The organism is Bartonella sp. AC158YNML (assembly GCF_042196725.1).
In the GTDB taxonomy this organism is placed as follows: Bacteria; Pseudomonadota; Alphaproteobacteria; order Rhizobiales; family Rhizobiaceae; genus Bartonella.
This window is the reverse complement of the sequence record NZ_JBHIQU010000085.1, coordinates 1-779: the sequence shown is the minus strand read 5'-3', so window position 1 is coordinate 779 and position 779 is coordinate 1. Positions and strand designations below refer to the sequence as shown.

Below are 779 nucleotides of genomic sequence, written 5' to 3'. Positions count from 1 at the left end.
AATCAAGCGAGGAGACAGATGAGAAAGATCTTTATTATAACAGGAATGATTATAGCTTTTGGATTGCCAAATTTAGCTCTAGCATTCCAATGGGGGCATTATCCAAATCCAAATGCATTAAACAAGAATTCTTCATCTCCTCCATCAAAAGAATATTTGGAGCTTATTGAATTATTAAAAAAACAAATTGATTTAACAGGAAGAGAAATTTTATTCGCAGAAGGCATTCATAAAGCTCTAACAAAGGATAAAATCAACGATCATAGAAAAGTGGATTATACCAGTTTTTTTCTCAAAAATCCAGAATCGATCTACGATGAAAATGAACGTTCAAATGAGCTATATAAACAGATTTTAGAAAATGAAGAAAGGATTTTTGGAAGTCCTAATCGGATGGGCCCAGCTCTTTTTGCACGTTTACAACATATGTCAGCCCTAGATAAAGCTGTAACTTTGCAAACTTTTCAAGCAGTAGAAAATCGTTCTCGCTATATCATAGCCCTGTTAAATGCATTGGATAAAACAGATAATGTAAAAGAGATCTTGGATGTTCAAACAATTGTGGAGGGCACATTAACTATGATTAAAAATGAATCTATAAAGCTGCAAATGGTTGCACATTTACGTGACGCTGAGCGCGTGCTTACTAAAATGTATAGACGCAAAATTGATATGAAAATTTTTAACAGTACTAATAAGGATATGCCTCGCATACGGTTTTACCAAAATTCTTTATAACATTTGTTTTCTCTATTTTATGAAAATAATCCTATTGTACA

The 779-nt window shown here is 32.6% G+C and carries 1 protein-coding gene; it reads left to right on the top strand.

Features of this window, described 5'->3' with window-relative positions:
• Nucleotides 1–45: 45 nt before the first annotated feature.
• Entirely contained in the window at nt 46–738 is a 693-nt protein-coding gene (locus ACFIM1_RS09370; protein WP_375609844.1) for a type IV secretion system protein, read from the top strand.
• Nucleotides 739–779 lie beyond the last annotated feature (41 nt).

What these genes read in the sequence shown, in the direction of transcription:
- ACFIM1_RS09370 (WP_375609844.1), top strand. Translation starts at nt 46, where the DNA reads ATGATTATAGCTTTTGGATTGCCAAATTTAGCTCTAGCATTCCAATGG.